The sequence below is a fragment of the Streptomyces coelicoflavus genome (genome assembly GCF_045041415.1).
GTDB lineage: Bacteria > Actinomycetota > Actinomycetes > Streptomycetales > Streptomycetaceae > Streptomyces > Streptomyces coelicoflavus.
In genome coordinates this window covers 4,799,239-4,824,806 of record NZ_CP108218.1, presented here as the reverse complement: position 1 = coordinate 4,824,806, position 25,568 = coordinate 4,799,239, and the positions used below count along the sequence as shown (strand labels likewise).

Below are 25,568 nucleotides of genomic sequence, written 5' to 3'. Positions count from 1 at the left end.
CAAGAGCCGCCCTCTCCCTGTCCTCAGGCGCCCTCCCCGGCCTCTCACCCTAGGCAAGGGGCGGAGCGAGCAGGAGTTTCCCGGCGCTCCTTAACCCAATCGAGGCCGGGCCGCAGCCGCCGCCCGCGTCGGCAGCAGCCCGCCGTCGGGCGCGTCGCGCCTGCTCACCACCGTCAGCGTGAGCGTCACCGTGAGCGAGGCGAGCGCCATCACGGTCATGGCCGTCGCCGGTGAGGTGACCTGGGCGACCGTGCCGGCCAGCGTCGCGGCGACGCCCTGCATGGTGAGCATTCCGGCGGAGTGCAGCCCGAGGGCGTGCCCGGAGAGGTCGTCGGGGGTCAGGGCCACCAGGCGCTCCTGCTGCACCAGGCTCGCGCCGAAGCCGACGGAGGCCAGCGCGACCAGTACGGCCGTCAGCGGCAGCGGCGGGCGCAGGAACAGGACGAGGTACGGCGTGGCCAGCAGCACCAGGAGCGGGACGCCGAGGCGCGGGCGCAGCCGGACCGGGAGCAGCCGCCCGACGGTCACGTCCCCGGCGAGCATGCCCAGCGCGGCGCAGGCGAACAGCGTGCCCGCGGCGCGGGAGTCGTAGGAGACGTACAGGGACTCGCAGCCGACGACGAGGCCGTTGGGGATCCACAGGGCCAGGTACACGTGGCGGCGCGGGCGGGCGGACCACAGGCGGGAGTTGGCGCGCCAGGTGGCCCGTACGGAGGGGCGGCCCGCGGTGCGGGGCGGGCGCCGGGTCAGCCGGAGGGCGACGCCGGTGGCCGTGGCGTACAGAGCGGCCGCGAGGAGCAGGCACAGGCGCGGTGACAGCAGGGTCACCAGGACGCCGCCGGCCGCGTAACCGGCGATCTGGAGGACGCCGTTCATCATGTTGAAGAGGGAACGCCCGGTCAGGTACCCGTCCTTGGCGAGGATCTCGGTCAGCAGGCCCCAGCGGACCCCGCCGCCGACGGAGGCGATCAGGCCCTTGACCAGGACGAGGGCGAGCATGCCCCACACCGGCAGGCCGGGCAGCGCGAGCGCCGCGGTGGTGACGGCGAAGGCCGCCGAGAGGCCGGCCAGCGTGGCACGCGGGGGCAGCCGGTCGGCGGCGGAGAGGAAGAACGTGGCGCCCAGCACCTGGGCGAGCGCGGGGCCGAACATGCTGAGCGCGGAGAGCAGCGGCGAGTGCGTCGCGCGGTACACCAGCGTGCCGAGGGCGAGGCCGCTCACCGTCTGGGCGGCGAGGTTGGCGGCGGAGGAGAGGAAGAGGGGGCTGAACTCCGGGGTGCGGAAGAGGTCCGCGTAGCTTCTGGGTCTGGTGTCCGGCATGCGGGGAGTGTGGGGCGCTCGCCGGCCCGGCGGTTAATGTTTCGCGCGGACGCGAAAGGTGGCGGGAGAAGGGCCGGGGCATGGGCTGGTGGGAGGTCAACGCCGACACGCTCGCCCGCAGCCGGTTCGTCGTGTCGCCGCTCGACGAGACCCTCGCCTGTCTGAAGCTGCTGCACGCCGGGGTGGCCGGGCACCCCGGCGAACGGGCGTGGCTCGACGCCCACCGGCCCGCCCATCTGCGCCGGATGGCGGCCGACCCGGTGACCGCGCTGCTGGTCGACGCGGGTCTCGGCCGGGGCTGGAACGCCGACTTCCTCACGCCCGTGCCGGTCGAGGGCCTCAGCTTCGAGGAGGGCGTGGCGCGGATCCGGGCGGCCCGCCCCGACGAGGCCCGCGCCGGTCTGACGGTCTCCGTCGGAGGCCCGCTCCCGGCCGCCCTGGACCGCGACGACCTGCCGGAGCGGGCCGCGGCGCTGCTCGAGGAGGTCTGGGCGCAGGCGGTGCGGCCGGACTGGGAGCGGCGGCGCCGGGTCCTGGAGGCGGACGTCGTCGCGCGGACCGCGCAGGTGAGCCGGGGCGGCTGGGCGACGGTGCTGGACGCCCTGCGGCCCGGCACCCGCTGGCTGGGCGACAACCGGCTCCAGATCAACCTGAACCCGTACCCGCCGCGCGAGCTGTCCGGGGCGGAGCTGCTCCTCGTCCCGATCACGCCGCAGCGGCACGGCTGGGTGTCGTGGAAGGAGCCCGAGCGGTACGCGGTGGTCTACCCGTGCGCGGGCGCCCTCGCGGACGACGGCGCCCGGCGCGCGCCCGCCGCCCTCGGCGCGCTGCTCGGACCGGCCCGCGCGGCCGTGCTGACGCTGCTCGCCACCCCCATGAGCACCAGCCAGCTGGTCGGCGTGACCGGCCAGCGCCTCGGCTCGGTCGGCCGGCACCTGCGGGTGCTGCTCGACGCGGGGCTGGTGGAGCGGCGGCGCGCGGGCCGGTCGGTCCTGTACTCGCGGACACCGGCCGGGGAGGTGCTCGTGGAGGCGGGCGGCGGGACGGGTGGGGTGCCGGACTAGCATCCGGTGCATGACGACCTCACCGAACACGCGGAACGACGACAGCCTTCCCCTCGACGTCGAGATCGGCGCGCTCCAGGGCGGGACCGCAGACCTCTCCCAGTACGCGGGGCGGGTCGTGCTGGTGGTCAACGTGGCCTCCAAGTGCGGGCTCACCCCGCAGTACTCCGGCCTGGAGCGGCTGCACGAGCGGTACGCGGAGCAGGGGTTCACCGTGCTCGGCGTGCCCTGCAACCAGTTCATGGGCCAGGAGCCGGGCAGCGCCGACGAGATCGCCGAGTTCTGCTCGGCGACGTACGGCGTCACCTTCCCGATGACCGAGAAGACGGAGGTCAACGGGGAGGGCCGGCATCCCCTGTACGACCGGCTGACGGGCTTCGCGGACGCGGAGGGGCACAGCGGGGACGTCCGCTGGAACTTCGAGAAGTTCCTGATCGGCCGGGACGGCAAGGTCGCCGCCCGGTTCTCCCCGCAGACCGAGCCGGAGGCGGCCGAGGTCGTGGCGGCCGTCGAGGCGCGCCTCGCCGGTTGACCTTCCCCCTGGGACAAGCCCGAGTGTCTGCGTCGCCGGGCGGAACGACCGCCCGGTGACGGAGGACGACGACGTGGACGACGGCATGGGCGAGGTGTCTGGGGAGGCGTTGCTGACCATCGGCGCGTTCGCCGCGCGGGCCCGGCTGTCGGCCAAGGCACTGCGGCTGTACGACCGGCTGGGTCTGCTGGCGCCCGCCCACGTGGACGAGACCACGGGCTACCGGTACTACCGCGCCGGGCAGGTCGAACGCGCCCGGCTCGTGGCCCTGTTGCGCCGGCTGGACATGCCGCTCGCGCGGATCGCCGAGGTGGTCCACGCGGACGGCGACCGGGCCGCCGGTCTGCTCGACGTCTACTGGGCGGACGTGGAGGCCCGGGTGGCCGCGCAGCGCACGCTCGTCGACTACCTCCGTGGACGGCTGACGGGAAGGGATTCCGACGTGTACGGAAAATTCGTGGTCGAGACGGTGGACGTGCCCGAACAGGTGGTGATCACCGAGACCCGGCACACACTGGCGGACGAGCTGCCGGCGTGGATCGGTGCCTCACTGGGGCGTCTGGAAGAGGCGGCCCGGGACTGCGGGGGTGTGACGGCTGCGCCGTTCGTCGCCTACCACGCCGACGTGTCGGCGGAGAGCGACGGTCCCGCCGAGTCCTGTGTGCCGGTCGCCGACGAGGCGGCGGCGCGGGCCTGGAGCCAGGAGCGGGGACGGGCCCGGCAGACGCGGGTGCGGGTGGAGCCGGCCGGGCGGCTGGCCTACACCCGGATCACCAAGGCCCAGGTGGAGTATCCGCAGATCCTGGCCGCCTTCGGGGCGGTGGAGGAGTGGGTCGCCGCGCAGGGCCTGACGGTGACGGGGCCGTGCCGCGAGGTGTACTTCGCCGACTGGGACGCCGCGGGCCCCGAGGACCCGGTGTGCGACGTGGCGTTCCCTGTGAGGTGACGTGAGGTGAGGTGACGGGTGCCCTCTCGGCAAGGTCGGCGAACTGGTCGAGAGGGCACTGCCGTCGGTACGGCCGGGTGACGCGTGGCGGCGCTACTCCTTGACCGAGGTCACGAAGGTGTTCCACGCGTCGGCGGGGAACGCGAGGACCGGGCCGCCGGTCACCTTGGAGTCGCGGACGGCGAGCGCCGCCACGACCGGTGACCGGACCTCGACGCATGCGCCGTTTCCTCCGGAGTAGGAGGACTTGGTCCACGATTCCTGGGCGCCCTGAAGAATTGCCATGTCTGCTCCGATGGCGAGTCGCGGGTGTGGTTCACGCCAATGACGTTTGATCTTTGGCGTGATCGACGCTACTCGCTGGCCTCCGCGGACGGAGCAGCCATTCACTCGACCGGATGGCATATTCCAGGCGAGTCTTCCAGTACATCGTGGCAGGGGTGTACCATGCCGCACCGCTCAGCGTGCGTACTCCTTCGCCACGTCCTCGATGCGCTGCCGCGACTGCTCCACGTTCAGCGCCTGGGCCCGCAGATGCTCGTACATCACCGTGTACTTCTGCACGTCCGGCGCCTTCTCCAGGTACAGGTCGCTGGTCACGCCCTCGATGTACACCACGCTGGAGTCGGCCGTGTCGGCGAACTCCAGGATGGAGTACTGACCGTTGATGCCGGGGTGCGCGCCGACGTCGAACGGCAGCACCTGCACGGTGATGTGCGGCAGCTGCGACATCTCGGCGACGTGCTCCAGCTGCTCCCGCATCACCTGCTTGCCGCCCACCACCCGGCGCAGGCTGGCCTCGTCGAGGACCACCCACAGCCGCAGCGGGTTGTGTTCGGCGGAGATGCGCTCCTGCCGCCGTATGCGGACCTGCACCCGCTTCTCCACGTCGGCGACCGACGTCTCGGGCAACGCGCCCTGGATGAGCGCCTCGGCGTAGGGGCGGGTCTGCAACAGGCCGGTGATGATCTGGGGTTCGTAGGTGCGCAGCGACTCCGCGTCGGTCTCCAGGCCGATGTACACGCTGTACGGGATGTCCCCGAAGGCGTGCCACCAGCCCTGCTGGCGCGAGTCCTTCGCCATCTGCATCAGCGAGTCGACGATCCGCTGGTCCTCGACCTCGTACACGCCGCACAGGTCGCGGACGTCGCGCTGGCTGATGCTGCGCCGCCCGTTCTCCAGGCGGCTGATCTTCGACTGGGAGACGAGCAGCCGCTCGGCGACCTCCTCGGCCGTCATGCCCTTCTGCTCACGGAGCCGGCGCAGCTCCTGGCCCAGCCGACGCCGCCTTACGGTGGGATTGACACTCGACGCCACGGGACGTGCACCTCCGGCTGGGTGACTCATACTGGCCACTTTGTGTATCTGCTGCTGAGCAGACTGCCACCAAGGTGCTTTCTACCGCTGGGAAACGGTCGATATGCGCCGCGTACACGCCAGTTCGGGGCGCCACCCCCGCATGCGGCCGCGCGGGGCGGCGGAACCTTTCCGCAGTCCGGGTGGGCCGGACGTACGGTCGGTCCCGCCGCCCCGCGCGGACCTGCGGCTCCCGTGACCGGGCTTGGGGACTGGCGGTGCGGCGTTGTGGTGCGGTGGTGCGGTGTTGTCGAGGTGCGGTGGTGCGGTGGTTGCGGTGCGCCGGCCGGGCTAGTGGGCGACCGCTCGCGCCATGGATCCGTGGCGCGGCTGCGCCGGAACACCGCGGGCGGGTTCCGGGGCGGGCCTCGCCCCCGGTCCCGGGGCCTGGCGGCCGGCCGGGGCCGGACTGCGGCGTGGCTGTGCCGCAGCGCCGTTCTGGACGTCCATCACCGCGTGCGCCACCAGGCCGCCCATGGGGTCGTGCCGGATGAGGTCCCGCAGCCGGGATCGCGACGAGCGTCCTTCGTTGCCCGGGTAGAGGTGCTTGCCGAGTCCGACCGCGTGGGCCAGCGCGGCGAGCGCCGCGGTCCGCGGGTCCGGCGGTACGCCGGTGCGGATCGCCGAGTCCAGCCGGGCCTTGATCTCCCTGCTGATCGCCGTGTCCGTCGCCTGGTAGCGAGTCGTCGGCAGCACCCCGCACATCTGGCCCTCCACGGCATGCACCATGCCGCATCGCTCCAGATGCGAGAGGTAGGTCTGGCGCAGCCCCAGGCGGGGTCCGCCAATCCAGTTGACCGCCCGTACCGGAGCGCCACGCCTTCGCAGCAACTCCAACGCGCAGTCCAGTGTTGGATCTCCTGTCGGCCGTGGGGCCACCACGGCGATACGATCCCCGTCTGGGGCTATCCGTCCGGCCAGCGCCAGCTCCACCAGCTGTGCTCCGGCCAGACCGAGGTCGAGCGACTGCGGCTGTGCGGTGGTACCCGTGGTCGGGTCCAACGCCAGCAGCAGAAGCTCTTCCGGAAGTGTTCTGCGGCTCCTGCCCATCCATGCCTCCCCGCGTGGATGACAGACAGGGTGACCCCTCTCACATTGGTCTGTCGAGGGTGCGTGACCGCTTCGTAGTGGAACCAGTAGGTATGTCGTTCTCGTCTACCGCGTGGGTTCCCCCCGTACCCAGGACACTGGTAGATGGTTTCGGTACGGGTTCGGTAGCGCGCACAGGTCGTGCGGCGCATGGAGGAGGCATCGGTGGCGGGCGAGTCCCCCGACAGGTCGAAGCAGCGCGAGTCGTCGGAAGAACCGACGTCGGGGAGCGCGGGTCCGGTTCCCGAAGCCAGGACCGGGGCGAGCGAGACGCGTGATCCGCGGCTGGCCGTGGCACGGGAGGACACGAAGCGCTCCGCGGGGTCCGCCGGGTCCGGGTCCGGTGGCGGCGTCGACACGGCGACCCGGGTGCTGTCGGTCCGCGAGACGGGGCAGGAGGCGGAGACCTCCGGCGAGGACGACGACGCCGGGGCGTCCGCCGCGGACTCCTCCGGAGCTTCCGAGGGCGACGACGCGGTGCCCGCCGCCGGGAACGACGGCCGGCTCAGGGACGCCGTCGCGGCCTGGGTGGCCACCGCGGACGAACGTGCCGCCGCCAACGCGCGGCTCGAGGACGAGCAGGACCCGGCGGAGCCCGCACGGGACGGCGGCGAGGACGCCACCGCGGGCGCGGTGACGTCCGGCGACGGCGCCTCCCGCGCGGACTCGGACACGGGCTCCGGGTCCGACACGGCCTCCGACACGGACACGGGCTCGGACGAGGACGCGGGCTCGGACTCGGACTCGGACTCGGTGTCCGGCTCCGCCTCCACCTCCGGCACGGACCCGGCATCGGACGCCGGCTCCGGCGCCGACGCGCCCGCCGACTCGGACACGCCCTCGGCTCCCGGCGGGAACACCGACCCGGCGTCCTCCTCGGAGAGGGACGCGGTCCCGGAACCGGACCCGGTGTCGGCGTCGGGCTCCGGCTCCGGCGCTGACGCCCCCTCGGAAGCAGGCCCGACGACGGACGCGGACAAGGACGCAGCCCTCGCCCCGGCCTCGGCTTCCGGCTCCGCCTCCGACTCGGACCCGGCGACGGAACCGGCCGCCGCCTCGGACAGGGACGCGGCCTCGGGCCCGGAGTCGAGCCACGGCCCCGACGCCGACGCACCCTCCGGCTCGGACACGCCCTCGACACCCGGCAGGGACACCGACCCGGCCCCGGACACGGACGCGACCCCGGACCCGGAGTCGGGCCACGGTCCCGACGCCGACGCACCCTCCGGCTCGGACACGCCCTCGGCACCCGGCAGGGACACCGACCCGGCCCCGGACATGGACGCAACCCCGGACCCGGTGTCGAGCCACGGTCCCGACGCCGACGCACCCTCCGGCTCGGACACGCCCTCGGCACCCGGCAGGAACACCGACCCGGCCCCGGACATGGACGCAACCCCGGACCCGGAGTCGGGCCACGGTCCCGACGCCGACGCACCCTCCGGCTCGGACACGCCCTCGGCACCCGGCAGGGACACCGACCCGGCCCCGGACACGGCCCCCGGCCCGGTCTCGGGCCACGGCCCCGACGCCGACGTGCCCCCGGCTCCAGGTTCGGCTCGCGGCGGGGACGCCGCCCCGGGCACGGCCACGGCGTCTGCCTCGGACCCCGCGTCGGACTCCGGCTCCGGCGCGGGTTCCGCGTCGGGCGGGAACGAGGAACCGGCCGCCGACGAGGAACCGGCCACGGACGCCGGCTCCGCTGACGTCTCGGGCTCGGGCGCCGGCCCGGCCCCGGAACGGAAGGCGGGCTCGACGCCGGCCCCGGAAACGAAGCCGGGCCCGAAGTCCCGCCCGGAGCCGGAGCCCGGCTCGGACGTGGAGCCGGGCTCCGGACGGGACGGCAACAACGGCGGCCGTGGCACCGACGGCGACGACCGCGACGGCGACCGCGGGGACGGCGCGCCGCCGGTCGATCAGCCCACCGCCGTGTTCAAGGCGCCGCGGCTGGACAAGCCCGCCGTGGACCAGCCGACGACCATGCTGAAGCTGGGTGACGCCGCCTCCGCCGCCAGGAAGGCCGGGCAGAAGGGCGACGCGCCCGCGCGGTCCGAGAGCGACGCCGAGCGGACCAGCAAGTTCGTGGCGCTGCGGAATCCGGACGACCCGGCGAACCGCAAGCCCCCGCGGCCCCCACAGGCCCCGCAGGCCGCCCAGGCCACGGAGGCGCCCAAGGCCCCCTCCGCGGGCCCCAAGCCGCCGCAGGCGCCCCGTACCGGGGTCACCGCCGCCAGGCCGCACGTCGGTCCCGACCGGACCACCCAGCAGCCGCTGCCGCCCAAGCCGCCGCTGGACCTGCTGGCGGAGCTGACGAACACCCCGCCGCCCCCGGAGACCCCGCTGCGGACGACGGTGCGCCGGGTCAAGATCTGGACGCCGCTGGTCGCCCTGCTGGTGATCGTCCTCGGCGTCGTGCAGGCGATGCGCCCGCTGCCCACGCCGACCCTCGACCTCACGGCACAGGACAGCTTCACGTTCGACGGCGGCAAGCCGCAGATCCCGTGGCCCGAGAGCGGTCAGGCCGCGCTCGACGTGCAGGGCATCGGCTCGTTCGGCTCGTCCGGCGACCAGAAGCCGGTGCCGATCGCGAGCGTGGCCAAGGTCATGACCGCGTACGTCATCCTGCGCGACCACCCGCTCAAGAGCGGCGCCGAGGGTCCGAAGATCAAGATCGACCAGGCGGCGGAGGAGCAGTCGGACGCCGGCGACGAGTCCACCGTCAACGTCTACGCCGGTGACTCGATCTCCCAGCGCGAGGCCCTCAAGGCCGTGCTGATCGCGTCCGCGAACAACGTGGCGCGGCTGCTGGCCCGCTGGGACGCGGGGTCGGAGAAGGCGTTCGTGGAGAAGATGAACGCCGCCGCGAAGGACCTCGGCATGACCAACACGACGTACACCGACCCGTCGGGGCTGAACAACACGACGGTGAGCACGGCCGTGGACCAGGTGAAGCTGGCCAAGGCGGCGATGAAGTCGCCCGCCTTCCGCGAGGTCGCCGCGATGATGTCGTACAACGACTACAAGGGCGTCAACCACGGCAACTGGAACCATCTGGTCGGCCACAACGGCGTCGTCGGCATCAAGACCGGCACCACCACCTCCGCCCTCGGCAACCTCGTCTTCGCGGCGAAGAAGGAGGTCGGCGGGGAGACCCGGACCATCGTCGGGGCCGTGGTGCGCCAGCCGGACGTCGGCGGGGGCATCCTCGACGCCGCGCTGGACGCGAGCGACGAACTGATCCGGGCCGCGCAGGACACCCTCCAGTCGTCGACGATCCTGAAGAAGGGGAGCGTCGTCGGGTACGTCGACGACGGCCTCGGCGGCCGTACGCCGGTCGTCGCCACGAAGGACGTCAAGGCCGTCGGCTGGGGCGGGCTGACCGTGAAGCTGACCTTCGACGCGGACGAGGTCCCGCACGCCGCGAAGGCCGGTACCAAGGTCGGCACCCTCACGGTCGGCGACGGCGGCACCAGCGGCGCCGTGAAGGTGCCGGTGGCACTGCGGGACGACCTCGTCGAGCCCGGACTCTCGGACAAGCTGACCCGCCTGGGCTGAGCACCGGCCCGCCCGGCCGGAGCGACGCCCCCGTGCCCGACGCCCCCGCGGCCACCCGGCCGCGGGGGCGTTCGCTTCCGCCAGGGCCGGGAGGGTCCCGAAACGGAGGAGGAAACTGTGCGGGGCCGCGTGCTAGCGTCACGAAACGGGGCAGTCGCCGGTCGTGGGAACGGGACACGGCCCAAAGCAGAAGACGGGACACGGGGAGTGCCTTCAGGTGGCCACTGCGGAGCCGACACGCGCCGACGACGCCGATCCGGGCCCGGGAGCCGGCCCGCGACCACGCGTACCCGAGCCCCGCAGGGACGACGGTGAACCCCGTCCTTCCGGGTCCGGTCCTTCCGAATCCGGCGCTTCCGGGCCCGGCGCTTCCGAATCCGGTCCTTCCGGGTCCCGGCCGGCCCGGCCCGAACCCGTCGGGCCGAAGGCGCCGTCGGCCGTGAACACCGCACTCATGGCCCTGCGCGAGCGCATGCTGCGCCACCCCGTGCTGTCCGTGACCGCCCTGGCCGGGGCGCTCCACATAGTGTGGTTCTTCACGTTCGCGAACAGCGGCGGCGACCTCGCGGCGCAGGACGCGTGGGCCGAGTTCGTCGGCCGGCACCCGGACTCCGCGTACAACCTCGCCTGGTACGGCGGCATGCACCCGGTGTCGTACAGCGTGATCTCGCCGTATCTGATGTCGGTGCTCGGCGTGCGCACGACGATGATGATCGCGGGGACGGTGTCGGCCGGGCTGCTGACGATGGTCCTGATCCGCAGCCGGGTGGTCCGCAATCCGCTGTGGGCGTCGCTGGCGGGCCTCTTCGGGCTGCTGGCCAACGCGGTGTCGGGCCGGGTGACGTTCGGGCTCGGCATGATGTTCGGGCTCGGCGCGGTCGCCGCCGTGTTCTGCTGGCCCTACCGCTGGCGGCACGAGCGCTGGGCGAAGGGGCTGTGCGCGGCGCCGCTGGCCGCCCTGTCGACGATGGCCTCGCCGGTCTCGGGACTGTTCGTGGGCCTGGTGGCGGTGGCCCTGTTCCTCCAGAAGCGCCGCCCGGGTGCCTGGGCGCTGGGCGTGGCGCCGAGCGTGGTCGTCGCGCTGTCGGCGGTGCTGTTCCCCTTCTCGGGCACGCAGCCGATGGGGTTTGGTTCGGCGGTGCTGCCGGTCCTCTACGCGGGCCTGGTGTACTGGTTCGTGCCGCGCACCTGGACGACCGTGCGGATCACGTCGGCGGTCTACGGCCTGGCCGTGCTGCTGGTCTGGCTGATCAGCTCGCAGATCGGCTCCAACATCACCCGGCTGGCGATGCTCTTCGCCGGGGTGGCGCTGGTGGCGGCGCTGCCGTTCACGGTGCCGAAGTCGCGCAAGTGGTACGCGCTGGTGGTCTCGCTCGTCGGCTTCGTGGGCTGGATCGGCTTCAAGTCGGCCGACGACGCCATCCACACCCAGCCCGCCGCCTCCTGGGCGCGCGAGCTGGCGCCGCTCGTGAACGAGCTCCAGAAGGTCGGCGCGGAGCAGGGCCGGGTGGAGGCCGTACCCGCCCGCTCCCACCGGGAGGCCTCGGCCCTCGCGCCGTACGTGAACCTGGCCCGCGGCTGGACCCGCCAGGCCGACATGGAGCGCAACCCGCTCTTCTACGACGACACGCTCAACTCGGCGAACTACCACGAGTGGCTGCGGCGCTGGGCGGTGCACTACGTGGTGCTGCCCAAGGGCGAACCGGACGGCGACGGCGGCAAGCGCGAGCGGGAGCTGCTGCAACGGGGCCTGCCGTATCTGAAGCAGGTGTGGGGGGACGCCAACTGGCAGCTGTTCAAGGTGACCGACCCGACGCCGCTGGCGGAGCCCGACGCGATCGTCCGGCGCGCCGAGCAGGACGAGTGGGTCATCGACGTGCAGGAGCCCGGACGCATCCTGGTCCGGATGCCGTACTCGCCCTGGCTCAGCCTCGTCGACGAGGAGGGCAACAAGGTGAAGCCGCCGCAGGAGACGGAGGCCTCCGAGAACGCCCCGGAGGGCACGCCGAAGACGTACGACAACGTCAACGGCTGTGTGACGGAGACCGAGGAGACCGCCGACGGCGACGTGTGGACGACGCTCGTCGCCCCCGAGGCGGGCACGTACCGGCTGTCGGCGCCGTACGGGCTGAAGCGGGGCACGCCGTGCCCCGACGAGCTGAAGTAGCGCACCGGGCGGCCTCTTCGGGGGCCGCCCCGTTGTTCATGTAGGTGAACGGCAATCAGTAAGCCGAACCTTTTTACTTCCTCTTGACGTTCCGCTTCCTTGTCGTGCCCGCGTCGGCGCACTCACGATGAGCGGGCACTTCGCGGCCTGCCACGCCCTTACCCCGCTCAAGCGAAGTGCCAACCGGCTGAGCGGAGTTCACAAGGCGGACCCCGGAAGGGGGCACATGAACGGTCTCGACTGGTCCGTGCTCATCGGCTACTTCGCCGTCATGGTGGCGATCGGCGTCTGGTCGCACAAACGCGTGGACGACGTCAGCGACTTCTTCACGGCCGGCGGCAAGATGCCCTGGTGGCTGTCCGGCATCTCGCACCACATGTCGGGCTACAGCGCGGTGATGTTCACCGGCTACGCCGGCATCGCCTACACCTACGGCGTCACGTCCTTCGTGACGTGGTCGTTCCCCATCGCGCTCGGCGTCGCCATCGGCTCCAAGCTGTTCGCGCCGCGCATCAACCGGCTGCGCTCGCGGCTGCACGTGGCCTCGCCGCTGGAGTACCTGAAGAACCGGTACAACCTGCCCACCCAGCAGGCGCTGGCCTGGTCCGGCATGCTGCTGAAGATCGTGGACGTGGCCGCGAAGTGGGCGGCCATCGCCACGCTCCTGTCGGTCTTCACCGGCATCACCCTCAACCAGGGCATCCTGATCACCGGCGTCATCACGGGCATCTACTGCACGATCGGCGGCCTGTGGGCGGACGCGCTGACGGAGCTGGGCCAGTTCGTCATCCAGCTGCTGGCCGGTGTCGCGATGTTCGTGGCCGTCGTCATGAAGCTCGGCGACCACGGCGGCTTCTTCGGCGTCTGGGACGAGCCCGCCCTCCAGGGCCACGGAAAACCGCTGGTCGGCCCGTACGGGACGGTGTTCCTGCTGGCGTTCCTCTTCATCAAGCTCTTCGAGTACAACGGCGGCATGCTCAACCAGGCCCAGCGCTACATGGCCACGGCCAACGCCCGCGAGGCGGCGCGGGGGGCACGGCTCTCGGCGGTGCTGTGGCTGGTCTGGCCGGTGGTGCTGTTCTTCCCGATGTGGATGTCGCCGCTGCTGGTGGAGTCGCAGAAGGCGGACGGTTCCGACTCCTACGCCCTGATGACCGAGCAGCTGCTGCCGCACGGGCTGCTCGGCCTGGTCGTCGTCGGCTTCTTCTCGCACACCATGGCCATGTGCTCCTCGGACGCCAACGCCATCGCGGCCGTCTTCACCCGTGACGTGGCGCCGGTGCTGTCGAAGCGGGCACGCGGCTGGGGACAGCGGTCCGGACTGCTGGCGGCGCGCCTGACGACGGTGATCTTCCTCGGTCTGTCGATGGCGGTGGCGACGCAGGTCGACTCGCCGACGTTCAAGGACATCATCACCGTCGTGATCAAGTGGGTCGCCGGTCTGATGGGCCCGATCGCGATCCCGATGATGCTCGGCCTGCTGCGGCCCTTCCGCCGCTCGGGCCCGACGGCGGCGCTCACCAGCTGGGGCCTGGGCCTGGTCGCGTTCTGGCTGGTCAACTACCCGATCAGCTGGAGCGTGGAGGGCGGGGTGCCACTGGAGTACCAGGTCTCCATTCCGCTGGCGGTCTCGCTCGTCCTCTACATCCTGATCGGCTACCTGAAGCCGGAGGACACCCCGGAGCGGCTCGCGATCATCGAGCGCGTCAACACCGACGGGGACGGCGACGACGCCTCCGGCGCGGCGGCCGCGATCCCGACGCCGGCGGGCGGGGTGGACGACGCGGTGGGCCGCAGCCGGGTGGGCGACACCCCCTAGGGCCTGTCGCGGGACGTGTCGCAGGACCTGGCCGAGAGGCGCGTGCGGCCGGTGGCCACGGGGGTGGTCATCGGCCGCGTCGCGCTCAGCGCAGTTCCTGGATGCGGATCTGGTTGCCGGCCGGGTCCCGGAAGGCGCAGTCCCGGACGCCGTACGGCTGCTCGGTCGGCTCCTGGACGATCTCGGCGTTCCCGGCGCGCAGCTTCTCGAAGGTGCCGTCGAGGTCCTTGGTGGCCAGGAGGATCCAGCCGTAGGTGCCCTTGGCCATCATCTCGGCGATGGTGCGGCGCTCGGCGTCGGTGACGCCGGGGTCGGCGGCGGGCGGCGAGAGCAGCAGCGAGATGTCCGGCTGACCGGCCGGCCCGACCGTGATCCAGCGCATCCTGCCGTTGCCGACGTCCTGGCGGACCTCGAAGCCGAGGACGTCGCGGTAGAAGACGAGGGACGCGTCCGGGTCGTCGTGCGGAAGCACGGTGGTGTGAATGCTGATGTCCATGGCGGCCACGCTAGCCGCGCCCGGCGGGGCGGCGCTTCTCGAAACGTGACTCCTACGCCCGCGGGTACCGCGACAGCCAGCCGGGGGACGAGCCCGCCGGGCCGTGCAGGGCGGGGCCCTGGGTCATCTCCATGGCGAAGTCGTCGGCCAGTTCCAGGAGGGTCGGGCGGCCCTCCAGCTCGGCCAGCCAGGCCGGGGGCAGGGCCGTCTCGCCGTGCAGGGCGCCGAGCAGGCCGCCCGTCAGCGCGCCGGTGGCCGCCGAGGGGCCGTCGTGGTTGACGGCCAGCCGCAGCCCGTGCCGTACGTCCTCGCCGACGAGGGCGCAGTACACGGCGGCGGCGACCAGGCCCTCCGCGGTGCCCGCGCCGAGCAGCCCGGTGACCCGCGCCGGGGTCGGCAGCCCCTGCCGTACCGAACCCAGCGCGTGCTGGAGGGCGTCCGCCACGGGCTCGTGTCCCGGGCGGGCGGCGAGCAGCGCCAGGGCCCGCTGCACGGCGGCGTCCAGACTCTCGCCGCGCGCCAGCCCGTGCACGATCACCGCGTACGCCCCCGCCGCCAGGCAGCCGACGGGGTGGCCATGGGTCTGCGCCGCGCACTCCACGGCGAGCTGGGCGACCAGCTGCGGCTCCCAGCCGACCAGGAGCCCGAACGGCGCCGAGCGGGCGGCGGCCTCGGGGCCGCGCTCGTCGGGGTTCTTCGGCGCCTCGGGCGTGCCCATCGTCTCGTCGCCGAGGCCGAGCAGCAGTGAGCGCGGGGCGTCCCGGCGGACGTACAGCCACTCCTCGCGGGCCAGCCAGCCGTCGTCCTTGCGCCGCAGGTCGGGTCCCCAGTCGCGCTGGGTGGCGGCCCAGCGGCGGTAGGCCCGGTGCAGGTCGGTCGGCGGGTGCCAGGCGCCGGTGTCGCGTCGTACCTGGGCGCGGATCAGCCCGTCCACGGAGAACAGGGTGAGCTGCGTGAGGTGGGTGACGGCACCGCGGCGGCCGTGGGCGGGGGCCAGGTCGGACAGCCCCTCCGCACCGTGGGCCTCCCGGATCGCGTCCAGGGCGAGGGAGTCGACGGGCGCGCCGAAGGCGTCCCCGACGGCCACGCCGAGCAGGGTCCCGCGCACCCGGCTGCGGAAGTCCTGCTGCTCCGCACGCCCCCAGACGGCACCGGTCGTCCCGCCCACCCGGACCTCCCCTCGGCACTGTCCACACCACTGTCCGTACGTACGACGTCCAGCACTGTATGCGAACAGAAGTGGTCGGTCAGGGTCGGAACGGTGTGGAAACGTTCACGTGCCCCCGCACACCTCGCGGCAGCAGCGGACGAAGTCCTGGACGACGGGGTCGGCGTCGTCGGCGCGGGCCCAGGCGACCGCGACCCGGCTGGGACCGATCCCGGTGACGGGCCGGTGGACCACGCCGGGGCGGGTGTAGAAGCGGGCCGCCGACTCGGGGGCGAGCGCGACGCCGTAGCCGTTGGCGATCGCGGTGAGCCAGTCGTCGGGCTGCTCGGTGACCGCGCCGATGCGCACGGGGTGGCCGTCGCGTTCGTCGGCGGCCAGCCAGTACTCACGCCAGGGGCCCGTCTCGGGCGGGGCGGCCACGAAGGGCTCGTCCCACAGCTCGCGGAAGTCGATCGTCCCGCGCCCGGCCAGCGGGTGGTTCTCGGGGAGTGCCACGCAGCGGGGCTCGCTGAACAGCTCCACGACGCGCAGCGTCTCCTGCCCGGGGAACGGCAGCCGCACCAGGGCGACGTCGACGTCCGAGTCGGCGAGTCCCGCGGTCGGGTTCGACCACGCGGCCTGCCGCATCTCGGCCCGCCAGTCCGGACGGCGCCGGGCGAACTCGGCGATGATCGGCTGCGTCGCCTCGTTGGCGGCACTGGCGAGGAAGCCCACCCGCAGGATCCGGTCCGCCCGGCGCGCCGCGGACCTCGTCTCGCGCAGTGCCGCCTGCCACCCGGCGAGGAGACCGGGCACCCGCGCCGCGAGCGCCCGGCCCGGCCCGGTGAGGGCCATGCCGCTGCGCGAGCGCGTGAAGAGGGGCGCCCCCAGTGCCGACTCCAGCTGCCGGATCTGCTTGGTCAGCGCGGGCTGGGAGACGTACAGCCGCTGAGCCGCCCGGGTCAGGCTGCCTTCCTCCGCCACGGTCGCGAAGTACCGCAGCAATCGGGTGTCGACATCCATTCCACCAGGTTATAGAAGCAGGTATTGGACGTCGCGGTGGGCGCCGGTGAGGCTGGAGGAAAGCCACTGGAAGGAAGCGAGCCCCCCGTGTACACCGCCTACGTGATCGTCACCGTCGTGGCGATCGTCGCCAACACCGGGATCGCCGTCGCGGACCTGCTGCGGGCCCCGTTCGTCCTCGCCAACTCGGCCGAGGTGGGGGTCCCCGCGTCGTGGCTCCCGTGGCTGGCCGGCCTCAAGGGGGCAGGAGCCGCCGGGCTCCTCGTCGGCCTGCTGGGCGTCAGGCCGCTCGGTATCGCGGCGGCGGTCGGCCTCGTCCTCTTCTTCGTCGGCGCGGTCGCCGCACACCTCCGCGCCCGGGTCTTCCACAACATCGCCTTCCCCCTCGGATACCTGGTGCTCGGCACCGCGGCGCTCGTCGTGGGGGCGGCCGCGTGACGGACCGGCCGCCAGCCGGACAGCCGGTCGGGGGTGGGGGAAGGTACACCCCGTTTCCGCCGCCTGGCCCCATCGAGCGGGCGGCCGGTTCGCGAAAGGCTCAAGGCGTTCCGAGAGCAGCCTTGTTGAGAGGAATCCCCGTGTCCGACCGTCTTTCCGCCGCCGCCTCCGCCTCCGCCCCCGCCACCGCCTCCGTCCCGTCCAGGCCGAGGAAGCGGCGCGGGCGCGTGCTGTCGGTGGTCGCCGCGCTCGCGGTCCTGGGCGGCGGCCTCGCCGTGACCGGTTCCCTGGCCTACGGCGCCCCGGACCACGCCGGTCACCGCGACGCCGTGCGCGAGGGCGCGAAGGACCTGGTGCGCGAGGACGGGTTCCCCGCCGCACTGGTCGCCGACCAGGGACGTGACGGTCGCGTCCGCGACTACACGGCCGGCACCGGCGACCTGGAGACCGGCGCGTCCGTGCCGGTCAACGGACAGGTCAGGGCGGGCAGCAACACCAAGGCCCTCACCGCGGCGGTGGTGCTCCAGCTGGTCGGCGAGGGCAAGGTGAAGCTGGACGAGCCGATCGAGACGTACCTGCCGGGTCTGGTGCGCGGCGACGGCATCGACGGCGGCCGGATCACCGTGCGCAACCTGCTCCAGCACACCAGCGGTCTGCCCGACTACGTCCCGACGCTGGGCCTGGACCCGTTCGAGGTCCGCGACACGTACTACAACCCGCGTGACCTGATCGACCTCGCCCTGAGCCAGAAGGCGGCGTTCGAGCCCGGCGCGAAGTGGCAGTACAGCAACACCAACTACGTCCTGGCGGGCCTGCTCGTCGAGAAGGTCACGGGCCGCCCCTTCGGCGAGGAGATCACCGACCGGATCATCCGCCCCCTCGGTCTGAAGGACACCTACTGGCCGGGCGTCGGCGAGCGCGGCATCCGGGGCGCCCACCCCAAGGGCTACGCCGCCGCCACGCCCGGCGCGCCGCTGGCGGACATCACCCGCCTCGACCCGTCCCAGGCCTGGGCGGCCGGGCAGTTGGTCACCACCCCGCGCGACCTGAACCGCTTCTTCTCCGCCCTGCTCGGCGGCAAGGTGCTGGAGGCCGCCGAGCTGAAGGAGATGCAGACCACGGTCCCGGTCACCGAGGGCGCTCCCACGCCCGGTACCGGATACGGCCTGGGCCTCTTCCGCACCCCCCTGTCCTGCGACGTCGAGCTGTGGGGCCACGGCGGCTCCATCCACGGCTACGAGACCTACGGCGGCGCCACGCGGGACGGCCGCGCGGCCACGGTGGCGACGACGGCCCTGTCCAGCTCGGTGGCCGCCGAGCCGGCCGACATGATGGCGGCCCACCAGCACGTCTTCGACCTGGTGGACACGGCCGTGTGCGAGTAGCGGCCGTCACGGACCCGGTCCGCCTGCCCCGGGGGCACGCGGGCCGGGTTCAGCGGCGCAGCGACTCGCGCCAGGCGCCGGCGAGCGCGTCGAGGTCCCGGCGCCGCTCGTTCCTCAGGTCCCGCGCCTCGTCGGTCCTGGGGTCCAGGAGGTGGCCGAGGGGCCCGGCACGGCGTCGGAATCCGACGCTCTCCCACAGCCCCGCGATCCTCTCGACCGCCCGCCGGTACTCGGCTTCGGGCCGGGGACGGTCCGGGAACTCCGTGGGGTGGGTATGCGTGATGACGGCGCTGCAACCGTCGGCCAGGGTCCACACGGCCTCGGCCGCGAGGACCGGCCCGAGGCCGAAGCCCCGCCAGGCGGGATCCAGCCGTACGTCGAAGAGGACGAGCAGGTCGCCGTCGCAGGTCGTCATGGTGTCCCGGAACTCCTGGCGGTAGCCGCCGCCGCCGAGGTCGTAGACGCCGAGGACCAGGTTGGACAGCTCGGTGTCGTGGGCCTCCGCGTCGGAGAACGGGAACGGGCTGAACCTGTCGTCCATCCGCAGGCGGAAGAGCCTCATCGAGCCGATCTCGTGCCGGACGGTCTTCGCCGCCGCCCCCTTCGACCGGTCCTGGTACCGGCTGGACCGGACGGAGACCTCCCACTCGTCGAAGCCGTTCTCGTCGCCCTCCGAGCCGACGAAGTGCCACGTCCGGTACTCAAGGTTCAGTCGGCGCGGGTCGCCCGGCAGTTGGTCGGCGGAACGCTTCGGAGAGATCACGTTCCGGACCCTACCCACTCGCCGCGCCCCCGGCTTCGGAATAGTGCTGCCATGACCAAGAACCCCCGCAGCACCCTGTTACTCGCGTCCACCGTGCTCACCGCGGTGCTCGCCCTCTACATCGCCCTCGTGGCCCTCGGGAACATCACCGACTTCGACAACAACCAGCAGTACGTGCACCACGTCCTCGCCATGGACACCACGTTCAAGGACGACGACCTGATGTGGCGGGCGATCACGAGCAAGGGGCTCCAGGACACCGCCTACGTGGCGATCATCGTCTGGGAGACCGCCGCCGCGCTCGTGCTGATCTGGGCGACCTGGCTCTGGATACGCCGGCAGCACGCTCCCGCGCGGCGCTTCACCACGTACGGCACGCTCATGCTGATGCTGCTGTTCGGCGCCGGGTTCCTCGCGATCGGCGGGGAGTGGTTCGCGATGTGGCAGTCGGAGGACTGGAACGGCCTGGACGCGGCGACGCGGGTGCTGCTGTTCAGCGGCGTCGTGCTGATCGTGGCGCACCTGCCGTCCGGAGGGGCGGAGGCCACGAACCCGCAGTGACCTACGCGACCACGGTGACCGTCGTGCCGGACGTGCCGAAGTCCCACAGCGCGTCGCCGTCCGCCTTGGGCAGCCGTATGCCGCCGGTCTTGGCACCGTCGGCGGGCGGCGGCGAGGACCCGTCCACCGCGTTGGAGAAGGCGACCCAGACGCCGTCCTCCTGGGTGAAGTACATGATCTGCTCGACCTGAACCCCGTCGGAGCCCGTCGTCGGATCCTGGCGGCGGGTGCCGACGCTGTACTTGCCGGGGTCGGGGTCGACCGTGCCCGGCCACACCTTGAAGGACCGCCGGGTGGCGTCGCTGGCGTCGACCAGCCACACCCGGTCCTTGCCCACCGAGTAGACGACGCGCCGCCCGGTGCCGGAATCCGCCGGGACCGGGGCCGGGGCGGTCTCCTTCGGCGTGGGGTGCGCCTCCGCCGACGCCGACGGCTTCGGCTTGGTCACCACGGCGGTGGGGTGGGGTCCCCGGTCCGCCTGTACGGCCAGGACGGTCACCGCCGCTGTCGCGCCCACGGTCAGACCGGAGACCCACGCCCATGAGGGAAGTCGGGCAGGCACGGGCACGCATCTCCTCAGCTACGAGAACCCCGACACACCGGGGGCCCGATCATCGTACTGCGCGCCCGCACCCCTCAGTCCAGGACCGGCAGCAGCTCCGGCAGGTGCCCGTCCGAGTCCCGCGCCGCCCGCTGCCGCTCCTCGGGGACCGGGCCGTACAGGGTGGTGCGCGGCTTGGCCGGGCGGCCCGCCGCGTCGGCGACCGCGATCAGGTCCTTGACCGACTTGTACGACCCGTAGGACGAGCCCGCCATACGGGAGATCGTCTCCTCCATGAGGGTGCCGCCCAGGTCGTTGGCGCCGGAGCGGAGCATCTCCGCCGCGCCCTCCGTGCCCAGTTTCACCCAGCTCGTCTGGATGTTGGGGATGTGGGGGTGGAGCAGGAGGCGGGCCATCGCCGTCACCGCGCGGTTGTCCCGGAGGGTCGGGCCCGGCCGCGCGATGCCCGCCAGGTACACCGGGGCGTTGGTGTGGATGAAGGGGAGCGTCACGAACTCCGTGAAGCCGCCCGTGCGCTGCTGGATCCCGGCGAGGGTGCGCAGGTGGCCGAGCCAGTGGCGGGGCTGGTCCACGTGGCCGTACATCATCGTGGACGAGGAGCGGATGCCCAGCTCGTGGGCCGTCTCGATCACCTCGATCCAGGTGGCCGTCGGCAGCTTGCCCTTGGTGAGGATCCAGCGGACCTCGTCGTCGAGGATCTCCGCCGCCGTGCCCGGGACCGAGTCCAGGCCCGCCTCCTTCGCGGCGCTCAGCCACTCCCCGATCGACATGCCGGTGCGGGTCGCGCCGTTGACGACCTCCATCGGCGAGAACGCGTGCACGTGCATGCCGGGGACGCGTTCCTTCACCGCCCGCGCGATGTCGAAGTACGCGGTGCCCGGCAGGTCGGGGTGGATGCCGCCCTGCATGCAGACCTCCACCGCGCCCACGTCCCAGGCCTGCTGGGCGCGGTCGGCGACCTGGTCCAGAGAGAGCGTGTAGGCGTCGGCGTCCGTGCGGCGCTGGGCGAAGGCGCAGAAGCGGCAGCCGGTGTAGCAGACGTTGGTGAAGTTGATGTTGCGGGTGACGATGTACGTCACGTCGTCGCCGACCACCGACCTGCGCACGTCGTCGGCGATACCGCACAGGGCGTCCAGCGCCGGGCCGTCGGCGTGCAGCAGGGCGAGGGCCTCGTCGTCCGTCAGCCGCGTCGGGTCGTCGGCCGCCGTGGCCAGCGCGGCGCGTACGTCGGTGTCGATGCGCTCGGGGGCCATGCCGGGGGCGGCGGCCTCGCGCAGGGCGCCCCAGTCGCCGTACACCTCGTCGAAGTCGTCGCGGCGGTCCGAGGTACGGCCCTCGGTGTCGATGGTGGCGTGCAGGTCGGTGCGGCCGGTGCCGGTGAACGCCTCGTCCGGTTCCTGCCAGGCGTGTCCCTCGACCACCGCGTCCTCGCGGGCGAGGCCCGTCTCCGGGTCGGCGAGCGCGGAGACGTGCGGGCGCAGCCGCGGGTCCAGCCAGGGCTCGCCGCGCCGCACGAACTCCGGGTACACGCAGAGCCGTTCGCGCAGCTCGAAGCCGGCCGCCCGGGACTTGGCGGCGAGTTCGTCGATCTGCGGCCAGGGACGCTCGGGGTTGACGTGGTCGATGGTGAGCGGGGAGACGCCGCCCCAGTCGTCGATGCCCGCGCCGATCAGCCGCTCGTACTCCGCGTCCACCAGGTTGGGCGGGGCCTGGAGGCAGGCGGAGGGGCCCATGAGGTGCCGGGCCACGGCGACCGTCGCGACCAGTGCGTCCAGCTCCGCGTCCGGCATGCCGCGCATCGCCGTGTCGGGCTTGGCGCGGAAGTTCTGGATGATCAGTTCCTGGATGCCGTGGTAGGCGCGGGAGACCTTGCGCAGCGCGAAGAGGGACTCGGCCCGCTCCTCGTACGTCTCGCCGATGCCGATGAGGATGCCGGAGGTGAAGGGGACCGAGGAGCGTCCGGCGTCCTCCAGGACGCGCAGGCGTACGGCGGGCTCCTTGTCGGGCGAGCCGTGGTGCGGGCCGCCCGGCTCGGACCACAGGCGGGTCGCGGTGGTCTCCAGCATCATGCCCATGGACGGCGCGACGGGCTTGAGCCGCTGGAAGTCCGTCCAGCTCATGACGCCGGGGTTGAGGTGCGGGAGGAGGCCCGTCTCCTCCAGGATGCGGATCGAGATGGCGCGGACGTAGGCGATCGTGTCGTCGTAGCCGTGCGCGTCCAGCCACTCCCTGGCCTCCGGCCAGCGCTCCTCGGGCTTGTCGCCGAGGGTGATGAGGGCTTCCTTGCAGCCGAGGGCGGCGCCCTTGCGCGCGATGTCGAGCACCTCGTCCGGCGACATGAACATCCCGTGGCCCGCCCGGCGCAGCTTGCCGGGGACGGTGACGAAGGTGCAGTAGTGGCACTTGTCCCGGCACAGCCGGGTCAGCGGGACGAAGACGCTCTTCGAGTACGTGATGACGCCGGGCCGCCCGGCGGCCTCCAGACCGGCGTCCCGGACCCGGGCGGCGGACGCGGTGAGGGCGTCGAGGTCGGCGCCGCGCGCCTGGAGCAGCACGGCGGCCTCGGACACGTCGAGGGCGACGCCGTCCCGGGCGCGTTTCAGGGCGCGACGCATGGAGTTCTCGGTGGGCCCTGCGGGGTCGGCGGGTCCGGTTCCGGAGGTCGCGGAGGTCGTCATCCTTCGAGCATACGAGCGGCGTGATCAGCACGGGGTCCCCGTCCCGCCGAGCGGCACGACCGGCCCGGCGGGCCACCGCGCCGTTCCCGGTCCTCAATGACCCCTCAATGCGCCGACCCCCTTCCCTTGTCAGGGAGTTCACGGCTCAATACCAGGGTTGCACGCACCACCCCTGCACCACCGCGGTCACGTCACCGACGACACACGACGACGACACCTGGAGCAGCAGCATGTGCGAGGACGACCACGAGGACGGCCACGAGCAGGACCACGCGCAGGACCACGCCGGGATCGGCAGACGCGCGGTGTTCGTGACGGGCGCCGCCGCCGCGCTTACGTTGGGAAGCGTGAGCTTCGCCGCCGCGGCACCCCGGGAACAGCGCACCAGAACCGTGCGGGGCACCCTCCCGCCGGGCTCCCCCGACTTCGTGTACGTCCCGGTCGAGGTCCCCCGGGGCGTGCGCGAGATCCACGTCGCCTACACCTACGACCGCCCCGCCGTGCCGGCCGGCACCCAGGGCAACGCGCTCGACATCGGCCTCTTCGACGAGCGCGGCACCGAGCTGGGCGGCCGGGGCTTCCGCGGCTGGTCGGGCGGGGCGCGCACCGAGTTCTCCGTGCGCGCGGACGCCGCCACGCCGGGCTACGTCCCGGGGCCGGTGCGCGCGGGCACCTGGCACATCGCGCTCGGCCCGTACACGGTGGCGCCGCAGGGGCTGTCGTACGAGATCACCGTCACGCTGACCTACGGCGAGGAGGACCCGGCGCCCCGCCCGGTGTACCCGCCCGAGCGCGCCAAGGGGCGGGGGCGGGCCTGGTACCGGGGCGACTGCCATCTGCACTCGGAGTACTCCGACGGCCGCTACACGCTCGCCGAGATCGCGGAGCTGGCTCGAGCCGCGGGCCTGGACTTCATCAACTCCTCCGAGCACAACACCCACTCCGCGCACGCGCACTGGGCGGACCTGGCCGGGGACGACCTGCTGATCCTGCTCGGCGAGGAGGTGACCACCCGCAACGGCCACGTCGTCGCGCTGGGCACCGATCCCGCCACCTTCGTCGACTGGCGCTACCGGGCCCGCGACAACCGCTTCGGCCGCTTCGCCCGGCAGATCCGCCGCGCCGGGGGCCTGGTGGTGCCCGCCCACCCGCACGCCACCTGCATCGGCTGCAACTGGAAGTTCGGGTTCGGCGAGGCGGACGCGGTCGAGGTGTGGAACGGCGCCTACACACCCGACGACGAGGTGGCGCTGGCCGACTGGGACGGCATGCTGGTCGCCGCCGCAAGGGACGGTGGCCGGGACTGGATCCCGGCGATGGGCAGCAGCGACTCCCACCGCTCCCCCGACGTGATCGGCCGCCCGCAGACCGTCGTCCTCGCCGACGACCTGACCCGGGAGGCGGTCCAGGAGGGCATCCGCGCCGGGCGGTCCTACGTCGCCGAGTCGTCGAAGGTGTCCCTGTCCCTCACCGCATCCGGCGGCCGGGGCGAGCACGCCGGCATCGGCGAGCGGCTGCGCGTGGACCGCGACTCCCCGGTCACCGTCCGCCTGGAGGTGACGGGCGCCCCGCGCTGCACGGTGCGGTTCGTCACGGACCAGGGCGTGCTGTTCACCGGCGGTCCCCTGCCGGTGTCCGGCGCGGGCACCGTGGAGTGGCGGACGACGGCCTCGTACGCGGCGTACGTGCGCGCGGAGGTGCGGCACGAGGCGGCGGCGGGTCCGCTGCCGGGGGCGCTCGCGGCGTTCACCAACCCGGTGTTCCTGGGCCGCTAGCCGGGGCGGGGGCCGTCCCGTCGGCGGCCAGGTCCGCGACGACCGCCGCGTGGTCGGAGGGCCAGACCCCGTCGACGGGACCGGCACCGGCCCGCCGCACCGCCAGGACCCGGCCGAGTCCACCGGGTCCCGGCGGGCCCACGTGGACGTAGTCGATCCGTACGCTCGGCTCGCCGTCCGCGTGGGCGACGTACGGATTGGCGGTGTCCCAGGTACCGGACGGCGCGCCCGGCGCCGCGTGGTCCCAGGCGTCGCGCAGTCCCCCGGCCCGCAGCAGGCGGACCTCCGGCGCCTCGGGGCGGGCGTTGAAGTCGCCGGTGACGACGGGCGGGTGGGCGGTGCCGTGCCGGTGCGCGGTCACGAACCCGGCGAGGGCGGCGGCCTGTTCGCGGCGCACGGCACCGGCGGGGCCGCCGCCGGAGGTCAGGTGGACGGTGAAGAAGGGGATCCGGTGCCCGGGCGCGTCCAGCCGGGCGTACGAGGCCAGCCGCCCGTCGTCCAGTTCGGCGGGCGCGGGCAGCCGCAGCACCGCCCGCTCCACGACGGGCCAGCGGCTGAGCACCGCGGTGCCGACGCCGACCGTGTCGTCCCCGATCCGCCGCTGCCAGCGCTCGGGGGCGGGCGAGGGCGACCAGTCCCAGTGCAGGCCCAGGTCGCGGGCGAGCGACGCGGCGAGGTTCTCCCCGCCGTCGACGGCCCACACCTCCTGGAGGCCGACGACGTCGGGCGCCAGCTCCCGCAGCACGGCGAGGATCGCCTCGCGCCGGTCGGCCCACGGCCCGAACCGCCACCACAGGTTCCACGTCACGACCCGCACGCCCCACCACCCGTCTCCCGGCCGGGTCTCCCGGCCCCGTCCACACCTTCCCCTCCGAGGTTTTCCGGGAACATG

General features: G+C 73.1%; 21 protein-coding genes. 10 read left to right on the top strand and 11 right to left on the bottom strand.

Annotated features, from left to right (window positions below; all coding sequences use genetic code 11):
• Nucleotides 1–90: 90 nt before the first annotated feature.
• Nucleotides 91–1,320: an MFS transporter gene (locus OHA99_RS21530; RefSeq protein ID WP_153179371.1), complete on the bottom strand. Its 1,230-nt coding sequence runs from the start codon at nucleotides 1,318–1,320 to the stop codon at nucleotides 91–93.
• 80 nt (nucleotides 1,321–1,400) lie between these two features.
• Between OHA99_RS21530 and OHA99_RS21525 the strand changes: the two genes are divergently transcribed.
• From OHA99_RS21525 to OHA99_RS21515, 3 genes are all read left to right on the top strand, one after another.
• Entirely contained in the window at nucleotides 1,401–2,384 is a 984-nt protein-coding gene (locus tag OHA99_RS21525; protein ID WP_153179370.1) for a helix-turn-helix transcriptional regulator, read from the top strand.
• Between the two features lie 10 nt (nucleotides 2,385–2,394).
• The gene (locus OHA99_RS21520; protein ID WP_153179369.1) at nucleotides 2,395–2,916 is read left to right on the top strand and encodes a glutathione peroxidase; all 522 of its coding nucleotides are present in this window, start codon (nucleotides 2,395–2,397) and stop codon (nucleotides 2,914–2,916) included.
• An 85-nt stretch (nucleotides 2,917–3,001) separates the two neighbouring features.
• The gene (locus OHA99_RS21515) at nucleotides 3,002–3,862 is read left to right on the top strand and encodes a MerR family transcriptional regulator (RefSeq protein ID WP_194280304.1); all 861 of its coding nucleotides are present in this window, start codon (nucleotides 3,002–3,004) and stop codon (nucleotides 3,860–3,862) included.
• A 93-nt stretch (nucleotides 3,863–3,955) separates the two neighbouring features.
• Here OHA99_RS21515 and OHA99_RS21510 read toward each other — a convergent pair whose 3' ends face one another.
• The 3 genes from OHA99_RS21510 to OHA99_RS21500 all read right to left on the bottom strand — a co-directional run bounded on the left by OHA99_RS21510 (nucleotide 3,956) and on the right by OHA99_RS21500 (nucleotide 6,268).
• Entirely contained in the window at nucleotides 3,956–4,147 is a 192-nt protein-coding gene (locus OHA99_RS21510; RefSeq protein WP_007388670.1) for a DUF397 domain-containing protein, read from the bottom strand.
• Nucleotides 4,148–4,321: 174 nt separating this feature from the next.
• Complete coding sequence (locus OHA99_RS21505; protein WP_007388669.1) at nucleotides 4,322–5,179, bottom strand: helix-turn-helix transcriptional regulator; 858 nt, start codon at nucleotides 5,177–5,179, stop codon at nucleotides 4,322–4,324.
• Between the two features lie 330 nt (nucleotides 5,180–5,509).
• On the bottom strand, nucleotides 5,510–6,268 hold the full coding sequence (locus OHA99_RS21500; protein ID WP_007388668.1) for a GPP34 family phosphoprotein: 759 nt from the start codon (nucleotides 6,266–6,268) through the stop codon (nucleotides 5,510–5,512).
• 189 nt (nucleotides 6,269–6,457) lie between these two features.
• On the opposite strand from OHA99_RS21500, the gene OHA99_RS37760 reads away from it, so the two are divergent.
• The 3 genes from OHA99_RS37760 to OHA99_RS21480 all read left to right on the top strand — a co-directional run bounded on the left by OHA99_RS37760 (nucleotide 6,458) and on the right by OHA99_RS21480 (nucleotide 13,848).
• Nucleotides 6,458–9,862, top strand: a complete 3,405-nt coding sequence (locus tag OHA99_RS37760; RefSeq protein WP_409000706.1) for a D-alanyl-D-alanine carboxypeptidase — start codon at nucleotides 6,458–6,460, stop codon at nucleotides 9,860–9,862.
• Between the two features lie 217 nt (nucleotides 9,863–10,079).
• Entirely contained in the window at nucleotides 10,080–12,029 is a 1,950-nt protein-coding gene (locus OHA99_RS21485; protein ID WP_153179366.1) for a glycosyltransferase family 87 protein, read from the top strand.
• Nucleotides 12,030–12,255: 226 nt separating this feature from the next.
• Nucleotides 12,256–13,848 carry a sodium:solute symporter family protein gene (locus tag OHA99_RS21480; RefSeq protein WP_153179365.1) on the top strand — a complete coding sequence of 531 codons (1,593 nt, stop codon included), beginning with the start codon at nucleotides 12,256–12,258 and terminating at the stop codon, nucleotides 13,846–13,848.
• Between the two features lie 85 nt (nucleotides 13,849–13,933).
• On the opposite strand, the gene OHA99_RS21475 is transcribed toward OHA99_RS21480, so the two are convergent.
• The 3 genes from OHA99_RS21475 to OHA99_RS21465 form a co-directional block, all read right to left on the bottom strand.
• Entirely contained in the window at nucleotides 13,934–14,344 is a 411-nt protein-coding gene (locus OHA99_RS21475) for a VOC family protein (RefSeq protein WP_153179364.1), read from the bottom strand.
• Between the two features lie 52 nt (nucleotides 14,345–14,396).
• Entirely contained in the window at nucleotides 14,397–15,512 is a 1,116-nt protein-coding gene (locus OHA99_RS21470) for an ADP-ribosylglycohydrolase family protein (RefSeq protein WP_153179363.1), read from the bottom strand.
• A gap of 105 nt (nucleotides 15,513–15,617) precedes the next feature.
• A complete protein-coding gene (locus OHA99_RS21465) occupies nucleotides 15,618–16,514 on the bottom strand; it encodes a LysR family transcriptional regulator (protein WP_405697300.1) in 897 nt (298 codons plus the stop codon).
• A gap of 87 nt (nucleotides 16,515–16,601) precedes the next feature.
• Here OHA99_RS21465 and OHA99_RS21460 point away from each other — a divergent pair, with 87 nt between their 5' ends.
• Together OHA99_RS21460 and OHA99_RS21455 are read left to right on the top strand one after the other, a co-directional pair.
• On the top strand, nucleotides 16,602–16,952 hold the full coding sequence (locus OHA99_RS21460; RefSeq protein ID WP_405697298.1) for a DoxX family protein: 351 nt from the start codon (nucleotides 16,602–16,604) through the stop codon (nucleotides 16,950–16,952).
• A gap of 230 nt (nucleotides 16,953–17,182) precedes the next feature.
• Nucleotides 17,183–18,337, top strand: a complete 1,155-nt coding sequence (locus tag OHA99_RS21455; protein WP_282881620.1) for a serine hydrolase — start codon at nucleotides 17,183–17,185, stop codon at nucleotides 18,335–18,337.
• Nucleotides 18,338–18,386: 49 nt separating this feature from the next.
• On the opposite strand, the gene OHA99_RS21450 is transcribed toward OHA99_RS21455, so the two are convergent.
• On the bottom strand, nucleotides 18,387–19,100 hold the full coding sequence (locus tag OHA99_RS21450) for a hypothetical protein (protein WP_405697296.1): 714 nt from the start codon (nucleotides 19,098–19,100) through the stop codon (nucleotides 18,387–18,389).
• 51 nt (nucleotides 19,101–19,151) lie between these two features.
• Between OHA99_RS21450 and OHA99_RS21445 the strand changes: the two genes are divergently transcribed.
• Nucleotides 19,152–19,661 carry a DUF2165 domain-containing protein gene (locus OHA99_RS21445; protein ID WP_366472201.1) on the top strand — a complete coding sequence of 170 codons (510 nt, stop codon included), beginning with the start codon at nucleotides 19,152–19,154 and terminating at the stop codon, nucleotides 19,659–19,661.
• A 1-nt stretch (nucleotide 19,662) separates the two neighbouring features.
• Here OHA99_RS21445 and OHA99_RS21440 read toward each other — a convergent pair whose 3' ends face one another.
• Both OHA99_RS21440 and OHA99_RS21435 read right to left on the bottom strand, forming a co-directional pair.
• Complete coding sequence (locus OHA99_RS21440; protein WP_405697293.1) at nucleotides 19,663–20,223, bottom strand: hypothetical protein; 561 nt, start codon at nucleotides 20,221–20,223, stop codon at nucleotides 19,663–19,665.
• A gap of 74 nt (nucleotides 20,224–20,297) precedes the next feature.
• Nucleotides 20,298–22,901: a bifunctional FO biosynthesis protein CofGH gene (locus OHA99_RS21435; protein WP_405697291.1), complete on the bottom strand. Its 2,604-nt coding sequence runs from the start codon at nucleotides 22,899–22,901 to the stop codon at nucleotides 20,298–20,300.
• A 230-nt stretch (nucleotides 22,902–23,131) separates the two neighbouring features.
• Between OHA99_RS21435 and OHA99_RS21430 the strand changes: the two genes are divergently transcribed.
• Nucleotides 23,132–24,676: a CehA/McbA family metallohydrolase gene (locus OHA99_RS21430; RefSeq protein WP_405697289.1), complete on the top strand. Its 1,545-nt coding sequence runs from the start codon at nucleotides 23,132–23,134 to the stop codon at nucleotides 24,674–24,676.
• Here the strand turns inward: OHA99_RS21430 and OHA99_RS21425 are convergent.
• Complete coding sequence (locus OHA99_RS21425) at nucleotides 24,648–25,493, bottom strand: endonuclease/exonuclease/phosphatase family protein (RefSeq protein ID WP_405697287.1); 846 nt, start codon at nucleotides 25,491–25,493, stop codon at nucleotides 24,648–24,650. The genes OHA99_RS21430 and OHA99_RS21425 overlap by 29 nt on opposite strands.
• Nucleotides 25,494–25,568 lie beyond the last annotated feature (75 nt).